The organism is Pseudomonas sp. RtIB026 (genome assembly GCF_016861355.2).
GTDB classification, from domain to species: Bacteria; Pseudomonadota; Gammaproteobacteria; order Pseudomonadales; family Pseudomonadaceae; genus Aquipseudomonas; species Aquipseudomonas peradeniyensis.
Genome location: NZ_AP023348.2, coordinates 5,815,636 through 5,830,910, shown reverse-complemented (window position 1 = coordinate 5,830,910; position 15,275 = coordinate 5,815,636). Strand labels below are relative to the sequence as shown.

General features: G+C 67.7%; 15 protein-coding genes. 10 read left to right on the top strand and 5 right to left on the bottom strand.

The window, feature by feature from the left end:
• Both PRtIB026_RS26155 and PRtIB026_RS26150 read right to left on the bottom strand, forming a co-directional pair.
• Entirely contained in the window at positions 1–408 is a 408-nt protein-coding gene (locus tag PRtIB026_RS26155) for a response regulator (protein WP_050703614.1), read from the bottom strand.
• 47 nt (positions 409–455) lie between these two features.
• Positions 456–638 (bottom strand): Flp family type IVb pilin, encoded by a 183-nt coding sequence (locus PRtIB026_RS26150; protein ID WP_203650353.1) that lies wholly within the window; start codon positions 636–638, stop codon positions 456–458.
• A gap of 289 nt (positions 639–927) precedes the next feature.
• On the opposite strand from PRtIB026_RS26150, the gene cpaB reads away from it, so the two are divergent.
• The 8 genes from cpaB to PRtIB026_RS26110 all read left to right on the top strand — a co-directional run bounded on the left by cpaB (position 928) and on the right by PRtIB026_RS26110 (position 8,519).
• The gene (gene cpaB / locus PRtIB026_RS26145) at positions 928–1,875 is read left to right on the top strand and encodes a Flp pilus assembly protein CpaB (RefSeq protein WP_203650355.1); all 948 of its coding nucleotides are present in this window, start codon (positions 928–930) and stop codon (positions 1,873–1,875) included.
• Positions 1,876–1,894: 19 nt separating this feature from the next.
• Positions 1,895–3,184 (top strand): type II and III secretion system protein family protein, encoded by a 1,290-nt coding sequence (locus tag PRtIB026_RS26140; RefSeq protein WP_203650357.1) that lies wholly within the window; start codon positions 1,895–1,897, stop codon positions 3,182–3,184.
• Positions 3,181–4,371: a pilus assembly protein gene (locus tag PRtIB026_RS26135; protein ID WP_203650360.1), complete on the top strand. Its 1,191-nt coding sequence runs from the start codon at positions 3,181–3,183 to the stop codon at positions 4,369–4,371. The genes PRtIB026_RS26140 and PRtIB026_RS26135 overlap by 4 nt, the downstream gene beginning before the upstream one ends.
• Entirely contained in the window at positions 4,368–5,624 is a 1,257-nt protein-coding gene (locus PRtIB026_RS26130; RefSeq protein WP_110739121.1) for a CpaF family protein, read from the top strand. The genes PRtIB026_RS26135 and PRtIB026_RS26130 overlap by 4 nt, the downstream gene beginning before the upstream one ends.
• Positions 5,621–6,502, top strand: coding sequence for a type II secretion system F family protein (locus tag PRtIB026_RS26125; protein WP_203650362.1), 882 nt, complete (start codon positions 5,621–5,623; stop codon positions 6,500–6,502). The genes PRtIB026_RS26130 and PRtIB026_RS26125 overlap by 4 nt, the downstream gene beginning before the upstream one ends.
• Before the next feature lie 2 nt (positions 6,503–6,504).
• Complete coding sequence (locus PRtIB026_RS26120) at positions 6,505–7,392, top strand: type II secretion system F family protein (protein WP_203650365.1); 888 nt, start codon at positions 6,505–6,507, stop codon at positions 7,390–7,392.
• 151 nt (positions 7,393–7,543) lie between these two features.
• Positions 7,544–8,245, top strand: coding sequence for a tetratricopeptide repeat protein (locus PRtIB026_RS26115; protein WP_232857069.1), 702 nt, complete (start codon positions 7,544–7,546; stop codon positions 8,243–8,245).
• A gap of 13 nt (positions 8,246–8,258) precedes the next feature.
• The gene (locus PRtIB026_RS26110; RefSeq protein ID WP_203650367.1) at positions 8,259–8,519 is read left to right on the top strand and encodes a DUF3613 domain-containing protein; all 261 of its coding nucleotides are present in this window, start codon (positions 8,259–8,261) and stop codon (positions 8,517–8,519) included.
• A 161-nt stretch (positions 8,520–8,680) separates the two neighbouring features.
• On the opposite strand, the gene PRtIB026_RS26105 is transcribed toward PRtIB026_RS26110, so the two are convergent.
• Together PRtIB026_RS26105 and PRtIB026_RS26100 are read right to left on the bottom strand one after the other, a co-directional pair.
• Entirely contained in the window at positions 8,681–9,463 is a 783-nt protein-coding gene (locus tag PRtIB026_RS26105; protein ID WP_267967213.1) for a response regulator transcription factor, read from the bottom strand.
• Between the two features lie 113 nt (positions 9,464–9,576).
• Positions 9,577–10,047 carry an A24 family peptidase gene (locus PRtIB026_RS26100; protein ID WP_028691368.1) on the bottom strand — a complete coding sequence of 157 codons (471 nt, stop codon included), beginning with the start codon at positions 10,045–10,047 and terminating at the stop codon, positions 9,577–9,579.
• Positions 10,048–10,122: 75 nt separating this feature from the next.
• Between PRtIB026_RS26100 and PRtIB026_RS26095 the strand changes: the two genes are divergently transcribed.
• Both PRtIB026_RS26095 and PRtIB026_RS26090 read left to right on the top strand, forming a co-directional pair.
• Positions 10,123–10,566 (top strand): TadE/TadG family type IV pilus assembly protein, encoded by a 444-nt coding sequence (locus tag PRtIB026_RS26095; RefSeq protein ID WP_203650371.1) that lies wholly within the window; start codon positions 10,123–10,125, stop codon positions 10,564–10,566.
• On the top strand, positions 10,563–13,199 hold the full coding sequence (locus PRtIB026_RS26090; RefSeq protein WP_203650381.1) for a PAS domain-containing sensor histidine kinase: 2,637 nt from the start codon (positions 10,563–10,565) through the stop codon (positions 13,197–13,199). Before PRtIB026_RS26095 ends, PRtIB026_RS26090 begins: the two co-directional genes overlap by 4 nt.
• On the opposite strand, the gene PRtIB026_RS26085 is transcribed toward PRtIB026_RS26090, so the two are convergent.
• Positions 13,184–15,136 (bottom strand): pilus assembly protein TadG-related protein, encoded by a 1,953-nt coding sequence (locus tag PRtIB026_RS26085; protein ID WP_234562287.1) that lies wholly within the window; start codon positions 15,134–15,136, stop codon positions 13,184–13,186. The two genes, PRtIB026_RS26090 and PRtIB026_RS26085, sit on opposite strands and share 16 nt — an antisense overlap.
• Positions 15,137–15,275 lie beyond the last annotated feature (139 nt).

Sequence of the window (15,275 nt, the reverse complement as noted above, 5' to 3'; positions counted from 1 at the left end):
CTATTTGACGGCCTGCATCAACGGCTTGGGAAACAGGTTCTCCAGCGTCTCGAGCAGGCGCGCGTGATAGATCGGTTTGCGGAACAGGTCGAGCACCTGCAAGCGCAGCAGGTCGCTGACATCGTCCATGTCGGCATGCCCGGACATGACGATCACCGGCAGGTGTTGGCGCGCGGTGTGGTCGCGCAGGCGCTGCACCAGGCCCAGGCCGCTCTCCTCGGGCATGCGCAGGTCGGTGATCACCAGGGCGACGTCGGGGTGGCGGGTCAGTTGCTGCAGGGCGCCGCGCACCGAGGTGGCGGTGTGGCAACAGAAGCCCTCGTTCTCCAGCAGCTCGGCCAGCTCCAGCAGGGCCTCTTCCTCGTCGTCCACCAGCAGGATCTGTTGACGCAAGGAAGAGGTCGGCATGGTCGGCTCCTGGCAGTGGGACTACGCGTCATGCAGGTGCTGCGCGATCACTGGGTGATCGCGGTCTTGATGGTGGTCATGATCGCCGACACCTCGGTCGAGATCGGCGTGACGAAGCCGGCCAGCACCACCGCCACCATGGCCGCGATCACCGCGTATTCGATACCGGAGGCGCCGTCCTTGCGCTGGAGGAAAGTCTTCACATGGATGAGGATCTGTTGCAGCAGCATGGCACTACTCCTTGCGCTCGATGGGCGCCGGTCGGCGGGGCTTGATAAGTGATACCCCTTTGCCATCAGAGCATCGCCAAGCCGTGGCGACCTGCAAATGTAAGAAAGCATTAATCCAAAAGTATTGGTTGTAATTGGCGGTGCTAAGTTTTTGTTTTGCCGACGCGTCAATTTCATGGCTCTAAAAATGCGATGCAGGTAATGGCGAAAGATAGCGGCTCAGCTACCGTCCAATAGCGAAATAGTTACCTTTTGCCATCATTGGTCCCGGGCGTAGGGGAGAGCGCAGATGAGCAGTCGCCTGACCATGATCCTCGCCGGCCTGTTCCTGATCGCGGCCTTGCTTGCCGGATACTGGGGCCTGCGTCTGAGCCGTCCGGCCGAGCCCGCGCCGGCGCCATTGGCGCCTCCCAGTGCAGCGGTGATCCCCACCGCGCCCGTTCCCGTAGCCGCGCCCGAGCCGCCGCGTTCGCCCATCGTGGTGCTGCGCAGGGCGGTGCCGGCCAACACCCCCTTGAGCGAAGACGATCTGCTGGTCGAGCGCCTGCAGGTGGTACCGGCCGGCGCCTTCCAGCAACTCGACCAGGTGCTCGGGCGCCGCAGCACCCGGCCGCTGGCGGCGGGCAGTTGGCTGGACGAGTCGAGCTTCCAGGCCGGTGGCCCGCTGGCGCGCATGATCCGCCCGCATGAGCGCGCCGTGGCGGTGGCCATCGACGATGTGAGCGGTGCCGCCGGGCAATTGCGCCCTGGCGATTTTGTCGATGTGCTGCTGTTCCTGCGCGAAGAGAACAACAACCCGCAGTCTTCCGCCCAGGTTGTGCTGCCGGCCCTGCGCGTGCTCAGCGTCGACCAGCAGACCGGGTTGGCCAACGACGGACGCCCGGCGCAAACGGCCGAAGAACAGAAGGCCCGCCGCGACCAGCAATCGCTGAACAGCAACACCACCCGCACCGTGGGTCTGGCCGTGCCCGAGGCCCTGGCCAGCCGGCTGATGCTGGCGGCCCAGGCCGGGACCTTGCGCCTGGCGGTGCGCAGCGCCGATGAACAATTGCTGGCGGCCTACTGGTCCGGCCAGGGCGCCAGTGCGCAACTGGAGAGCGCCAACCGCGATCTCTATCGCTTCAGCCAGTTGTCCCAGGTGCCGCTGGCCAGCCAGGCTGCCTCCGCAGTGGCCGGCGCGCCGACCATGCAGATCATCCGTGGTGCGCAGAACGGCGACAACAACAAGACTCCCTGAACCGGCAAGGATGCGATCCATGCGTAGTTCTTTGCGTGTTACTCCACGAGGCGAATGGCTGGCCCCGGCGCTGCTGGCCCTGGTCCTGCTGGCGCCGTCGGCGCAGGCGGCCAAGGGTTGCGCCGCGTTCGGCCAGTTGCCGTCGGTGATCGAGATGGACCAGGGCCTGCAGCAGGAACTGCGCCTGCCGGTGGCCATCACCCGGGCGGCGGTGGGCGAGCCCAAGGTGGCCGATGTGCAGCCCAGCGGCGAGCGCGCCGTGCTGCTGACGGCGGTGGGGCAGGGCACCACCAGCATCATGCTGTGGACCGACTGCGCCGCGCAGCCGCACCGGGCGATGTTGTTCGTCAAGGGCCGGGCCAGCGCCGACATGACGGAAACGGCGCAGCTGCCCTCCGCCCAGGAGGACCTGCCGGTGCAGGTGCAGGCCGATATCCGCTTCGTCGAAGTGCGCCGCCTCAAGTACAAGGAGGCCGGGGCGCGATTGTTCTTCAAGGGCTCGAACAACAGCCTGATCGGCTCACCCGGCACCGTGCCCGACACGGTGGTGCGCCCAGGCTACGTGCCGAGCACCGCCAGCGTGCCGAGCTCGGCCAACTATGCCGACGCACGGCCCGGCATCCCCCTCGACAACAGCGTCTTCAATATCGTCTGGGGCGGCGGCAGCAGCCGCTTCCTGGCGATGATCAACGCCCTGGAGAACAGCGGCTTCGCCTACACCCTGGCGCGTCCCAGCCTCACCGTGCTGAGCGGGCTGACCGCAAGCTTCCTGGCCGGTGGCGAGATCCCCATCCCGGTCCCCAGCAGCGGTAGCGACAACGTGTCGATCGAGTACAAGGAGTTCGGTGTGCGCCTGGCCTTGACGCCCACCGTGGTCAGCCGCAACCGCATCACCCTGAAGGTCGCCCCCGAGGTCAGCGAGCTGGACTTCAACAATTCGGTGGTCATCGCCGGCACCCGGGTGCCGGGGCTGAGCGTGCGCCGTACCGACACCAGCATCTCCCTGGCCGATGGCGAGAGCTTCATCATCAGCGGCCTGATCAGCAGCAACGTGCGTTCGAACGTGGACAAGATGCCGGGCCTGGGCAACCTGCCGATCATTGGCGCGTTCTTTCGCCAGTCGGCGCTCAACCGCGAGGAGACCGAGCTGCTGATGATCGTCACCCCGCACCTGGTCCAGCCGCTGGCCGCCAATGCGCGCCTGCCGGAACTGCCGGGCGAGGCGCTGCGCACCTACGACCCCAGCTGGGGCCGCCTGTTCTTCATGGAAAACGGCAACTTCGAAGGCCGTGGCGGGTTGTCCCAATGAATGAAAGCCTGAACCAGACCTACCTGGCCCTAACCCGCACTGACGAGGACCTGCACTGGCTGCAGGGCGCGCTGGCGCCGCTGGGGCAGGTGATCGGCGCCAGCAGCCCGAACCTCGACGAGTTGCTGGCGCTGGTCGACATGACCTTCAGCAACCTGGTGTTCATCGGCCTGGACCGCGAGCAGTTGATCGGCCAGTGCGCGCTGATCGAGGGCATGCTCGAAGCCAAGCCGATGCTGGCCATCGTCGCCCTCGGCGACGGCATGGACAACCAGCTGGTGCTGCACGCCATGCGCGCCGGCGCCCGCGACTTCGTCGCCTACGGCTCGCGGGCCAGCGAGGTGGCGGGGCTGGTGCGGCGCCTGGGCAAGCGCCTGCCGGCGGTCACCAGCAACCCCAGCCTGGGCGGCCTGACCGTGCTCTTCGGCACCCAGCGCGGCGCCGACGGCGCGCTGCTCACCACGCACCTGGCGCGGGTGGTGCAGGACAGCGGCCAGCAGACCCTGTTGCTCGACCTGGGTTTGCCCCGGGGCGACAGCCTGGCCCTGCTGGGCCTTGAGGCGTCGTTTCATTTCGGCGATGCGCTGCGTCACCTGCGCCGGCTCGACGCGACCCTGATCGACAGCGCCTTCACCCGCGACAAGGGCGGCCTGCGCATCCTTGCCTATGCCGACAACGACGAGGCCCTGGAACAATCCAGCGCCGCCGAGCTGTACATGCTGCTCAGCGCCTTGCGCCAGCACTTTCAGCACATCGTCGTGAACCTCACCGGGCAGGTCGACAGCGAGGCCCTGCGCACCATCGTCAGCCATTGCGACAAGCTGATCGTCTACACCGACCAGAACATCCTCGACTGCCGGCGCAACCTGGATGTGCTCGAACAGTGGCGCGACCGCGGCATCAAGCTGGAGCACGCCAGCCTGCTGGTGGACCGCTACCTGCGCCATGTGGCGCCGGATGCCGACGCCCTGGCCAAGCGCTACGGGCTGGCCCTGCTCAAGGTCATGCCCTACAGCCCGGAGGTGAGGCTGAACGCCAAGAACCAGGGCCTGAGCCTGTTCGAGCTGGCCCCGCGCGAAGGCCTGACCCAGGCCCTGCGCGGCCTGGGCGAACGCCTGGCGCAGCGTTCGGAAAACCTGGCGCCGGCAGGCCAGGGCTGGCTCAACCGGCTATGGGGCAACCGATGAGCAACGAAGAACCCTTTGGCGGGCCGCGCCATGCGGCCAGCGATCCGCAGGTGCTCAAGCGCGCCCTGCACCGGCATGTCATCGACGCCATCGAGGACAGCGGCCGCAACCTGCTCGAAGGCGCGCGTCCGGTACTGGCGCAGTTCGTATTGGAACAGGTGGGCGACTATGTGGCGCGCCTGCGCCTGGCTTTGTCGCGCTACGAGATGGAGCGCCTGGCCGAGGAGATCGTCGACGAGCTGACCGGCTATGGGCCGCTGGAGGTGCTGCTGCGCGACCCGAGCGTTACCGAGATCCTGGTCAACGGCCCGTACCGGGTGTTCGTCGAGCGGGCGGGGCTGTTGCAACAGACCGACCTGCGTTTCATCGACGCCCACCATGTCGAGCGAGTGATGCAGCGCATCCTCGCGCCCCTCGGGCGGCGCCTGGACGAGTCGTCGCCGATGGTCGACGCGCGCATGCCCGACGGCAGCCGGGTCAACGCGATCATCCCGCCGGTGGCCCTGGACGGGCCTTGCCTGTCGATCCGCAAGTTCCGCCAGGACATGCTCAAGAGCGCCGACCTGCTGGCCACCCGGGCCATCGACCAGCCGATCTACGACTTCCTCGAGCGCGCCGTGGGCCGGCGCTGCAACATCCTGGTCAGCGGCGGCACCGGTACCGGCAAGACCACCCTGCTCAATATCCTCAGCCAGATGATCGCGCCCCAGGAGCGGCTGGTGACCATCGAGGACGTGGCCGAACTGCAACTGCACCACCCGCATGTGGTGCGCCTGGAGACCCGCCCGCCAAATGCCGAGGGCCATGGCGAGATCAAGGCCAGCGAGCTGATCCGCAACGCCCTGCGCATGCGCCCCGACCGCATCATCCTCGGCGAGATCCGCGGCGCCGAGGTGCTCGATGTGATGACCGCGATGAACACCGGCCATGACGGCTCGATGAGCACGGTGCACGCCAACACTGCCCAGGACGCGCTGCTGCGCCTGGAGACCCTGGTCGGCCTGACGGGCCGCCAGGTGGCCGAGAAAACACTGCGGCAGATGATCTGCGCGGCGCTGGACGTGGTGATCCAGCTGACCCGCCTGGCCGATGGCCGGCGCTGCGTCAGCGAGGTGCTGGAAGTGGTCGGCGTGCGCGACGATGTGTACGTGACCAACACCCTGTTCCGCCTGGACCGGCGCAGCGGCGATGGCTTTCTGCGTGAGGCGCCGAACCCGGCGGGGAGCAAGCTGCGCCACGAGGGCGTGCTGTGATGGGCCCGCTGCTGCTGGCGCTGTCGCCGCTGTGCCTGGGCATGGCGCTGCTGCTGTTGCGCCTGGGCCTGTACAAGCGCGGCGAGGAACGCATCCTCGAGCGCCTGGGCCGGGCCTACCGCGCTGTGCGCAGCGCCAATGCCCGGCGCGACCGGCTTGACCCGCTGCTGCAAAGGGCGGGCCTGGCCCATGCCGATTTTTCCCCGCGGCCGTGGCTACTCGGCTGGCTGACGCTGGCCCTGCTCGCCGGCCTGCTGGCGGGCTGGGTGGCAGCGTTGATGGTGTTGTTCGGCCTGCCCTTGCTCGGCCACTTCTACCTGGCCTGGCGCTGCCGGCGGCGCCTGCAGCAGATCGTCCAGCAATTGCCTGGCCTGCTCGACTACAGCGTGCGCAGTCTCAAGGCCGGGCGCACCCTGAACGAGGCGGTGCTCGGTGGCGTCGACAGCACCCGCGAGCCGCTGCGCTCGGCGATGCTGCGGGTGCGGCGCAACGTGCAGTTGGGCGTGCCGCTGGAGGACGCGGTCAACGAATTCGCCGAACTGTATGGCCAGGCCGAACTGCGCATGTTCGCCCTGGGGCTGCGCATCAACCAGCGCCACGGCGGCAATGCCAGCGAGCTGATGGAGAACCTGATCAAGCTGATCCGTGAGCATGAGCAGGGTGATCGGCAGCTGCGCGCCATGACCGGCGAGACTCGCATTACCGCGTGGATCCTCGGCGCGCTGCCGCTGGCCATGGTGGGTTACTTCCTGTTCGCCAATCCCACCTACCTGTTGGCGATGTGGCACGACCGCAGCGGGCAGCTGATGCTGCTGTTCGCCTTTGCCCTGCAGGCCGTCGGCTGCCTGGTGTTGTGGCGCATGATGAGGAGCCTGTGAGCATGGCCATGTTGCTCTGCGCGCTGTTCCTGTTCGCCGCGTTCGTGCTGCTGGCCTTGCAGGCCGCGCAGCAGTGGCGGGCCCGTCAGCGGGTGGCGCGGCGGCTGCAGGGACGGTTGGCCCGTGACGAGCGGCTCGGCGACTGGTTGCAGTGGTTGGGCAGCAGTCCGCTGGGGCGGCGCCTGCAACGACTGGATGGCGAGACCCAGACGCTGCTCGACCGCCTGGGCTGGCGGCGCAGCCGACAACGGGCACTGTTCGCCGCCGTGCAGTTGGGCCTGCCGCTGCTGGCGGTGAGCGTGGCGCTGCTGTTGGCCCATGGCCTGCCCGGGGAAAACCGCGGGCACTGGGGCGTGCTGGTGCTCTGCGCGATGGGCGCGGGTTACCTGCTGCCCAAGCGCCTGCTGGTGCTGGCGGCGGCGCGGCGCCAGCGGCAGATCGCCCAGGAGGTGAGCCTGCTGATCCCGTTGCTGCGCATCCTCTTCGAAACCGGGTTGGCGGTGGAGCAGGCCCTGCGGGTGCTGGCCCATGAAGGCCGCAGCCTGGTGCCGAACATCAGTGAAGAATTGCGCCTGGTCCTGCAGCGGGTCGATTCCGGCCTGGCCCTGGGCCCTGAGCTGGAAAAGACCGCGCGCCTGCTGGCGGTGGATGAGCTGATCGACACCTGCGTCATTCTCCAGCAGCTGCTGGTGCAGGGCAGTGGGTCGATGAAATCGCTGCTGGCGCTCAAGGAACTGCTCGACGACCGACGCCTGACTGGCCTGCAGGAGCGGGTGTCGAAGATGTCGGCGAAGATGTCGGCGGTGATGATGGTGTTCCTGTTCCCGGCGTTGCTGATCGTCCTGGCCGGGCCAGGTTTTTCCGCGCTGGCGCGGGCCTTGGGCTCATGAACATGGAATGTAGGAGCGGCCTTGTGCCGCGAAAGGGCCGCAACGCGGCCCCAGGTTCTCGACCATGGCGAAAATGGCTGGGGCTGCTTTGCAGCCCTTTCGCGGCACAAGGCCGCTCCTACAGAGGTGGCATTGGAGAGGGGGAAATGCAATGAAAACGATTCTGCTGCTAAGCACCCTGTTGCTGCTCACCGGCTGCGCTGGCCAGCCCCCCGAAGGCCTGGCCCGTCTGCTCGGTGGCGGCACCTGCGGCAAGCCCGACGCTGACCAGCAACTGAGCCTGGACATGGCCGACCAGATGATCAGCGAGGGTCGCCCGCACGCGGGCCTGGCCCACCTCGAACAGCTGCCCGACACCCTCGACCAGGTCCGCCTGCGCAAGGCCAAGGTGCTGCGCCAGCTCGGGCGCGGCGAGGCCGAGCCGCTCTACCGCAGCCTGCTTGGCGGCTGCCTGGCCGCCGAGGGCGAGCACGGCCTGGGCCAGCTGGCCTCGGCCCGTGGTGATGACGTCCAGGCCCTGCGCAACCTGCAGCGGGCGGCACGCCTGGCACCCACCGACGAGAAGGTGCGCAACGACCTGGGTGTGGTGCAGATGAACCTGGGCAACCACGAACAGGCGCGCTTCGAGTTTCTCACCGCCATCGAGCTCAAGGACGACAACCCGCTGCCGGCGGTGAACCTGGTGACCCTGTCGCTGGTGCAGGACAACTGGCGCCAGGCGGAGGATCTGGTCAATCGCCTGCGCCTGAAGCCCGAGCAGTTCGCCGAGGCCCAGGCCCGGGCCCAGCGCATCAGGTCCAACGGGCGTGGCCCGCTGGCGGCGACCGAATCCTCGGCCGCGGCCATCAACTGATCGGGAGGTGATCATGTTCAAGCCCTGGATCGTCCTGGCCTGCCTGGCCACACCGCTGCTGGCGCAGGCCGAAGAACCACCGCGCCAGACACGTCCACAGACCGCCACCGAGGCGCTGCTGCAGGTGCAGGCGAGCAATCGTCAGGCATCGAGCGTGCGCCAGGAGCAGACCGACAAGGAGCGCGACCAGGCCATGCAGCGCTGGCTGGACAGCTACAAGTACGCGATTCCTGACTTCTATCGCTGGACCAAGATCAGTTCGTCGAACAATTGATATCGCACAACACTGGCACGATGCGTGTAGGAGCGGCCTTGTGCCGCGAAAGGGCCGCAAAGCGGCCCCGCAATCTCTGCATGAACGCAGGAGCCCAGGGGCTGCTTCGCAGCCCTTTCGCGGCACGAGGCCGCTCCTACAGAGAGGCGGTACTCACAAGGTCAGTGCGTGGTAAACCGCTGGTGCACCGGCGACGAACGCGGGGTCAACGCCAGGGCCAGCTGCGTGCGGTTGTGCATGTGGGTCAGGCGCAGCACCTGCGACACATAGAGCTTCACCGTGTTTTCGGTGATGCCCAGCTCGCAGGCGATCTGGTAGTTGGTCTTGCCCTTGCTCACCAGCCGGGCCACCTCAAGCTGGCGCGGTGACAGCTTCTCGAAGGCGGCGGGCAGCTCCGCCTCGCCGTCCTCGGCGTCGCTGGCGCGGCGGTGGGTGCCCTGGCCCCGGGCTTTTTCCAGGTCCTGGTAGAGATCGTCGATGGACTCGGCCAGCTCCTGCAGGCGCTGGTTGAGGCTGCCCAGCTCGCGGAAGTTGCGGCGCCGTTCGAGCAGCGCCGCTTCCTGTCGGCGCACCCCTTCGAGCAGTTCGTCAAGGTCCATGGGTTTCTGGTAGTAGTCGGCGAAGCCCTCGCGCAGCGCGCGGATCACGTCCTGCTTGTCGGCGCGACCGGTCAGCATGATCGCCTCGAACATGCGCTGCGGCCCGGCGATCTGCTTGAGGGTGCGGACCAGCTCGATGCCATCGCGCTCGGGCATGTGCAGGTCGCACAGGATCAAACCGATGGTCTCGTCGGCTTTGAAGCAGTCGATGGCCTGGCCAGTGGAATGGGCGGGGACGCAACGGTAGCCCTCGCTTTCGAGAAACTCGCACAACTCTTCGACGATCACTGGCTGGTCGTCGACCACCAGCACTTTCACCTCACTGACAGATTTATTCACGATCAACTCCCTGTTGTATCGGCTCTGCTCCCGGGCCAGACGCTCTGGCAGGTAGAAAAGTAGTCGCACTTTGCAATTATGTACATGCGCCTTGCCCGTCGAAGCGGCCCACCGGTCGGTTATTGGATCCAGACGGCCGTCAGCAGGAAGCCGGCCAGCACGTAGGGGGCAAAGGGCTGCTTGTCGCCGACCTGTTCGGCCAGCGCCTGCAGGCGCTTTTTCACCTTGGGATTGAGCAGGGTCCACAGGCGTCGCCGGCCGAACATCCAGGCCAGCACGGTGACCCCGGCGCCGATGAAGGTGCCGAGCACGTACTGCGGGCTGGTGGCCAGGGCCAGGGCGCCCATCAGCTTGACGTCGCCGGCGCCGAAGCGGCCGAGCATGTAGCCGGGCAGGGTGAGCAGCATGACGATGGCCAGGGCCCAGCCGGCCTCGCTGGCGTCGGCGCCAATCCAGCTGCGTCCGGTGGCGAACAGCCAGGCCAGGGCGCACGCCGCGACCCCGAGGGTAAGGGCGTTGGAGATTTGCCGTTCACGGACATCTTGTTCGGTGCACAAGGCAAGCCACATCAGGAGAACAATGCTTTGCATTGGCAAATTGCCATCCCTATTCGTTGAACGGTTCTATGCTTTCAGACAGGTCTCACAGTCAGGGTAGACGCGATCATGAAAGCAAGCCCGGCGGGACGGCAAAAAGGCGCGGCAGCCATCGAGTTTGTCGCGGTATTCATGGTGTTTTTCGCGGTGTTCTACGGGTTGGTCAGCTACGCCCTGCCGATGCTGATGCTGCAGTCGTTCAACCAGGCCAGCAGCGAGGCGGTGCGCCGCTGCGTGGCCGTGGACCCGACCAGCCAGACCTTTGAGCTGGACGTGCAGGGGCTGGCCCGCCAGGTGATCGGCCAGCAATTGGCGTGGATGCCCAACGCGTTGGGGTTCAACGTGCTCACCGACACCCGGGTCACGGTCGGTGTGGACAAGGTGCTCACGGTGGTGATCGACTACCCGCGCTCGCGCCTGACGCGGGTGCTGCCGACCCTGGTGCTGCCGGTGGTCGGTGACGTACCGAAGCTGCCCGCGCGGCTGCAGGCCCAGGCGAGCCTGCAACTGTGAGTGGTAGCCTGTTCGATCGCTGGTTTGCCGCGCCTGCCCCGTCCCAGACGCCCGAGGTAACGCCGGCCATTGGCCTGCAACTGTGGCTCGACGATCAGGCGCGGGTGCTGCGCCTGGCCGGCCCGCTGCGCAGCCTGCTGGCGCTGCCCGGCCAGGCAGGCGCGCAGGTGCATGACTATCTGGAACGCCACAGCTGGCTGGTGCTCGAAGGGCAGCCCGCCGACTGGCAGGGCCAGCCCCTGGACCTGGACTTTCACACCGTCATGGGCCATGCGTTGCACACCCGTGGCTGGCTGCAGCGCAATGAACAGGGCTGGATGCTGCAGCTGTTCGATATCGGCGACCTGTTGCGCGAACAGCGCTGGGATCGTCAGCGCCCCCTGCTCAGCGAGATCGGCCACGCCCTGCGCGAATGCGGCAGCGAGCGCCTGCTGCAGACGACCCGCGAACAGCTGCACAGCCTGGCCGAGCACTGGCAGGCGGCCGCGCTGCGGCTGATGCTGCGCGAGCCGGGTGGCTGGCGCGACTACGCCAGCAGCGACGAGACCTGGCCCTGGCCCGACGATCGCAGGCTGCGCGAGCGCCTGGACCGCTGGCCGGCCCATACCCTGGTCGAGGTTGATGACGACCCCGAACTGCTCGCCCTGTGCGGTGGTACGTCGCTTTTCCTGGTGCCCTACCGCCAGGGCCTGGAGGCCGAGGCCTGGGTGCTGTGCGCCGGGGCGCGGCAAGCGCCCCCGGTCGACATGGCCCTGGCGCTGGTGCGGACCTTGACCGAGCCGCTGCTGGTGCGCCATCGCCGCCAGCAACTGCAGCATCAGGCCCATCACCTTGATGATCTGCAGCGCCAGCTGGGCGCAGGTTGGTGGGAATGGCCGGCGCACGGCGAGCTGCAGCTGGACCCGGCCCTGGCCGCGACCCTCGGGCTGGCGAACCGGATCAGCCTTGACCAATGGCTCGCCCGCCTGCACCCGGCGGACCGCGAGCCGGCGCAACTGGCCCTGGACCAGGCCCGTGACGGGCAAGCGCTGAGCCTCAGCGTGCGTTTGCCGGACCCCGATCCCCTGGCGCCGCCGCGCTGGTTCCATTGGGCCGGCCAGGGTCGGGGCGACCAGTTGCGCGGTTTCCTGCTCGATATCAGCGCCCTCAAGGCCCAGGAGCAGCAGGCCGGCGCGGCCCGTGCGCGCCTGGAGAACCTCATCGCCCGCTCACCCGCGGTGATCTACGTGCAGCGCTATGCCGAAGGCGCACTGCACAGCGACTTCTACAGCGCCAGCCTGGCGCCGTTGCTGGGCTGGGCGGCCGACAGCGAGCAGGCGCGCCAGCCGGGCCTGGCGGTGCATCCGGACGACCGCCCGCTGTGGCTGGAGCGCACCCGCAGCCTGCTGCGTGATGGCCAGGTGCGTTGCCGCTATCGCCTGCGCGATCACCTTGGTGGTTATCACTGGATGCTCGACGAGGCCCGCCTGCTGCGTGACGACCTTGGCCAGCCGCTGGAGGTGGTCGGCCTGTGGCTGGACGTCAGCGAAGCCACCGAAGCCGCCGAGCGCATGCGCCAGAGCGAGGAGCGCTACCGCGTACTGGTGGAGGACTCGCCGGCGATGATCTGCCGCTATCGCCCGGACCTGACCGTGTTGTTCGGCAACCGACCCTTGGGCGATTACCTGGGCTGCACGCCTGAGCAGTTGCAGGGTGCCGACCTTGGGCAGTGGCTGTCTGCCGGCCAGCGCGAGGCCTTTCTCCTGCGCCTGCGGGCGCTGACCCCGGAGCAGCCGGTGAGCAGCGCGGAGATCTGCCTGCAATTGCCCGGCCGCGAGCACGCCTGGTGGGTCTGGGCCGACCGTGGCTTGTTCGACGCCGACGGCAACCTGCTGGAGGTCCAGGCCGTGGGGCGCGACAACACCGAGGTGCGGCGCAGCCAGCAGCAATTGCTGCAGGGCGCGAAGATGGCGACCCTCGGCGAGCTGGCCACCGGCCTGCTGCACGAGATCAACCAGCCGCTCAACGTGATGCGCATGGCGGTGGCCAACACCCTCAAGCGCCTGGAGAACGGCGCCGCCGATCAGGCCTACCTGCAGGACAAGCTGCGCCGTATCGAGGCCCAGGTCGAGCGCGCCGCCCGACTGGTCGACCATATGCGGGTGTATGGCCGGCGCTCGGCGGTCGAGCGCGAGTGCTTCGCCGCCTGGGCCGCGGTGGAAGGCGCCGGGGCGTTGCTCGAGGAAGGCCTGCGCGGCAAGGGCGTGACGCTGCGCCTGGAACCGCCGGAGGCCTTGGCGCAGGTGCTCGGGCACCAGGACCAGCTGGAACAGGTGCTGATCAACCTGATGGTCAACGCCCGTGACGCCTTGCTGGAAAAGCAGGTGGCACAGCCGTGGATCCGGGTACGCCAGGCGCTGCATGGCGGATGCTTATGGCTGCTGGTGGAGGACAACGCCGGCGGGATCGATCCGCAGTTGCACGAGCGGATCTTCGAACCCTTCTTCACCACCAAGCCGGCCGGGGTCGGCACCGGGCTGGGCCTGTCGGTCAGCCATGGCATCGTCAGCCAGATGGGAGGCCGCCTGAGCGTGGACAACGGCGCCGACGGCGCGTGCTTGCGGGTCGAGCTGCCCCTTCACAGCACCAGTTGAGCGTGGCCGCTGGCGCAACTGAGGTTGGTGCCGACCTGGGCGTCGAGCAGGTCGATGCCGAGCACCTTGAGCAAGCCGTTGACCAGGGGATCGAGCAGGGGGCCGAGCAGGTTCTTGATGACCGGTTCGAGGATGTTCTTCACCCCGTCCAGCAGTCCGGCGGTGAGCACCAGCACCTGGCCGAGGCCGCCATTGCCGGTGGGCTTGTAGGCTTCCAGGTGGATGCCCGCCAGGGTGTCGGACAGGCTCGCCACCACCTGGGCCTGGTCGCTGTCCATGGGTTGGTAGGCAGGTTCCTGGCCGATTTCGGTCGGGGCGTGGGCGCCGCTGAACAGCAGTGTCTTTTCGACCGGGCCATTGCCCAGCAGCTTGCTGTCCACCCGCAGGCCTATGCCTCCGCCGGCATAGGGCACCCGTGTGCCGCAGGACGGCGGCAGGATCAGCAGGCGGCTGCAGACATTGGTGCCGATATCGATGACCGGCAGGGCCTTGACCACGGTGGTGCCGTTGCTGAGGAAGTCCGCCGGGGAATCGAACCTGCCGATGGCGATCTTCGCCGCCGAGCGCTGGGTGAGGGTGGTCAGGCTTTTCGGGGTGCAGGTGTAGTTGTCGGGTGGTGCCGGGCGCAGTCGGCTGCTGCCTTCGGCCACTTCGATGCCGATATCGATATGCACCTGGCCGTCCAGCAGCTTGATGTCGCTGACCTTGCACGGAATGCCCAGGGCGCAGGTCAGCGACTGCACGGTGCCCAGCAGGTTCAGGCTGAGCAGGTTGTTGAGCACATTGGTCAGTGGCGCGGCCAGGTCCAGCACGGCGTTGAGCAGCCCGGCGATGCCGCTCAGCAGGGGCAGGTCGAGTGACACCAACGCGCGGATCTGGGCGGTATGAATGCGCAGCTCGTCCGTGCGCGGGTCGCCCACCGCCGAGATCTGCGGGGGCTCGATCACCCGCAGTTGCACGCGGCCATTGACCAGCCCGAGCACATTGATCGGCAGGTCGGCGTTGACCGCGTGCTCGCTGGCCGCCAGCTGGATCACCCCTTGCACCAGTTGCAGCAGCTGGATGCTGGCGTCAAGACCGGCCTGGGCCGTGCCGTTCTGCAGGTCGAGCAGCTCGCCCAGTTGCAGGCCGCCCACCGGCAGGTCCGCCGCCAGCTTGCCCAGGTTGGTTATCACATCGACGGCGGCGCCGCTTTGCTGCAGCACCTTGACCGCGGCCTGCAGCAGCACGGTGGCGCTGGTGTCGGCATTGAGCAGTTGCTGGTAGTCGCCGATATCCAGGTGCAGGTCCACGGCCAGCTGGTCGAGGTACTTCAACAGGTCGAGCTGGGTGTTGGCGATGCCCTGCCAGCCCAGCACATCGAGCTGCGCCGAGCCGCCCAGGGCCTTGAGCAGGGCGTTGAGCACCGAACCCTGGGTCGAGTTGACGGTGGCCAGGGTGGTGCGGATGCTCAGCCGCGCCTGGGGCGTCCCGGGGCTGCCGGCCACCGCGCTGGCGCGCAGGGTGGTGGTGCGGGCGATGGCGCCGCCCTGGACCAGCGCGTACACCCCGCCGGCGACGCTGGTGACCACCACGTTGCTGACTTCGACCTTGATCGCCTCGTTGCGCGCGTTATCGGCGTTGAAGGTGCGCAGGTTGTCGATGCCGGTGCGCAGGTAGCCGCAGCTGGCGATCAGTGGATTGAAGGGCGAGTGGCCGTTGCGGGTGGCCGCAGTGCGGGCCAGGGTGGAGGCCTGTGGGCCGCTGCCGCTGCAGACGCCGCCGTGTTCGGCGGCTTCCAGGGCGGCCATGTCGGCGATGCGCTGCAGCTTGCGTTGTTCGAGGTAGAGGCGGCCGCTGTCGACGGTCAGGAGCATGAACACCAGGGCCAGGCCCATGGTCAGCGCGGCCATCAGGCCGATCGCGCCGCGTTGGCGCACAGCGGAACGGGGAACCACGGGCACTCCTTTGCCGGCCTGTGGCCCGGCAGCACGGCGGCGGTGCAAGGAGTGTAGTCAAGGTGATGGCAAGTTGCCTTGTCTGCTGTTACGCCCTTATGGAACATACCGAAATTCTTTGATTTGGCTGGAGCCGCGT

What these genes read in the sequence shown, in the direction of transcription:
- PRtIB026_RS26155 (WP_050703614.1), bottom strand. Translation starts at nt 408, where the DNA reads ATGCCGACCTCTTCCTTGCGTCAACAGATCCTGCTGGTGGACGACGAG.
- PRtIB026_RS26150 (WP_203650353.1), bottom strand. Translation starts at nt 638, where the DNA reads ATGCTGCTGCAACAGATCCTCATCCATGTGAAGACTTTCCTCCAGCGC.
- cpaB (WP_203650355.1), top strand. Translation starts at nt 928, where the DNA reads ATGAGCAGTCGCCTGACCATGATCCTCGCCGGCCTGTTCCTGATCGCG.
- PRtIB026_RS26140 (WP_203650357.1), top strand. Translation starts at nt 1,895, where the DNA reads ATGCGTAGTTCTTTGCGTGTTACTCCACGAGGCGAATGGCTGGCCCCG.
- PRtIB026_RS26135 (WP_203650360.1), top strand. Translation starts at nt 3,181, where the DNA reads ATGAATGAAAGCCTGAACCAGACCTACCTGGCCCTAACCCGCACTGAC.
- PRtIB026_RS26130 (WP_110739121.1), top strand. Translation starts at nt 4,368, where the DNA reads ATGAGCAACGAAGAACCCTTTGGCGGGCCGCGCCATGCGGCCAGCGAT.
- PRtIB026_RS26120 (WP_203650365.1), top strand. Translation starts at nt 6,505, where the DNA reads ATGGCCATGTTGCTCTGCGCGCTGTTCCTGTTCGCCGCGTTCGTGCTG.
- PRtIB026_RS26115 (WP_232857069.1), top strand. Translation starts at nt 7,544, where the DNA reads ATGAAAACGATTCTGCTGCTAAGCACCCTGTTGCTGCTCACCGGCTGC.
- PRtIB026_RS26110 (WP_203650367.1), top strand. Translation starts at nt 8,259, where the DNA reads ATGTTCAAGCCCTGGATCGTCCTGGCCTGCCTGGCCACACCGCTGCTG.
- PRtIB026_RS26100 (WP_028691368.1), bottom strand. Translation starts at nt 10,047, where the DNA reads ATGCAAAGCATTGTTCTCCTGATGTGGCTTGCCTTGTGCACCGAACAA.
- PRtIB026_RS26095 (WP_203650371.1), top strand. Translation starts at nt 10,123, where the DNA reads ATGAAAGCAAGCCCGGCGGGACGGCAAAAAGGCGCGGCAGCCATCGAG.